The following is a 1,323-nucleotide window of genomic DNA, read 5'->3' on the forward strand; positions in this document are numbered from 1 at the left end:
ATACAGAATAGAACACCGATGCGGTACGACCCGCAGCAACGACGGCTTTGGTTTCACGGCCGGGTTTGCCGCCTTCGATATTTACACGCGTCTCAAGTTCTGGAGGGCATAGCCGTGGACCGCAATTTCGCCCACGCGCTCGCGCTTGTTCTGAAATCTGAAGGGCTCTGGTCGGACAATCCAGCCGATCCCGGCGGCGCCACCATGAAAGGGGTGACGCTCACCAATTTCCGCCGCTACGTGAAGGCCGATGCGACAAAGGCGGATCTACGCAAGATCAGCGATGCCCAGGTGGCGACGGTCTATCGCAGGTTCTATTGGGACGCCGTAGCTGGGGCTGAACTCCCTGATGGCGTGGATTACGCCGTCTTTGACTTCGCGGTAAATTCCGGGCCAGGCAGGGCTGCGAAGTACCTTCAGGCTGTCGTCGGTGTGACGCAGGACGGGCGCATAGGCCCAGCGACCATCGCCGCCGCAAACGGCAAGCCGGCGGGCGTTGTCATCGACGCGCTCTGTGACGACCGCCTGGCCTTCCTTAAGCGTTTGCCGACCTGGGCCACTTTTGGGCGCGGCTGGAGCGATCGGGTGAAGTCCGTCCGCTCGCAATCGCTCGTTCTGGCAGGGCAGGGGGAAGCCGCGGTTCAGCCTGTCATCACTCCGTCGACGCCTGTACCCGCTCCCGTTCCGCCAGCTTCGCCGCAGATCGTCTATCCCGAGCCAACCCAGACTGCCGAAACGAAGACCGTCGAACGCAACTGGCTGTGGCGGCTGCTGTTCGCGGTTGTCGGTGCCGTTTTCAAGAGGAAGTGACCATGCGAACGGTTCGCCAGCCAAGCGCGTTGCCAACGAACAAGCTGACAGCGGCCATGGTGTCGGCGTCGGCCGCCGGCATCGTGAAGGCACTTGTCGTGCACAACTTTCCCGACTTCGCCGATCCGGCGATTTGGGAGCCGCTGCCGTATGTCGTTGGCGGACTCGTCGGCTATTTCGTCAAGGACAAGCCCAATGTCTGAGCTGCTGGTGTGGCTGTTCAGTGCCGTGATCGACAACAAGGTCATCATGGCCATTCTCGCGGCTGTCGTCGGTGGCGTCAGCCTGTTCGTTGCCGGTGGGATTCACCGCGCCAACAAGGACAAGGCCAAGCAGGCGGCCAGAGACCTGGCCTCCGCCCAGGACAGTCTGGAGATGAACCGGGAGGCAACAGCGGCCGAACGGCAGGCCGCCGGCATGACAGACGACCAAGCCCGAGCGGAGGCGACTAAATGGGCAAAGCACTGATAGCCCCGGTGTTCCTGCTTCTGTCAGCGTGCGCCACGTCGGCCC

The 1,323-nt window shown here is 62.6% G+C and carries 3 protein-coding genes; all 3 read left to right on the forward strand.

The features are described 5' to 3' along the window. Positions 1-114: 114 nt before the first annotated feature. From EN939_RS34435 to EN939_RS34445, 3 genes are read left to right on the forward strand one after another with little or no spacing between them, the layout of a single operon-like run. Positions 115-810 carry a glycoside hydrolase family 108 protein gene (locus EN939_RS34435; protein WP_127271052.1) on the forward strand — a complete coding sequence of 232 codons (696 nt, stop codon included), beginning with the start codon at positions 115-117 and terminating at the stop codon, positions 808-810. A 2-nt stretch (positions 811-812) separates the two neighbouring features. After that, positions 813-1,013, forward strand: a complete 201-nt coding sequence (locus EN939_RS34440) for a hypothetical protein (RefSeq protein WP_127271050.1) — start codon at positions 813-815, stop codon at positions 1,011-1,013. Beyond that, positions 1,006-1,278, forward strand: coding sequence for a hypothetical protein (locus tag EN939_RS34445; protein ID WP_127271048.1), 273 nt, complete (start codon positions 1,006-1,008; stop codon positions 1,276-1,278). The genes EN939_RS34440 and EN939_RS34445 overlap by 8 nt, the downstream gene beginning before the upstream one ends. Positions 1,279-1,323: the final 45 nt, after the last annotated feature.

The sequence above is a fragment of the Mesorhizobium sp. M7A.F.Ca.CA.002.05.1.1 genome (assembly GCF_003998335.1).
Taxonomy (GTDB): Bacteria; Pseudomonadota; Alphaproteobacteria; order Rhizobiales; family Rhizobiaceae; genus Mesorhizobium.

Excerpts from the sequence above, each read along its gene's own strand:
- EN939_RS34440 (WP_127271050.1), top strand. The coding sequence starts at position 813 with ATGCGAACGGTTCGCCAGCCAAGCGCGTTGCCAACGAACAAGCTGACA.
- EN939_RS34445 (WP_127271048.1), top strand. The coding sequence starts at position 1,006 with ATGTCTGAGCTGCTGGTGTGGCTGTTCAGTGCCGTGATCGACAACAAG.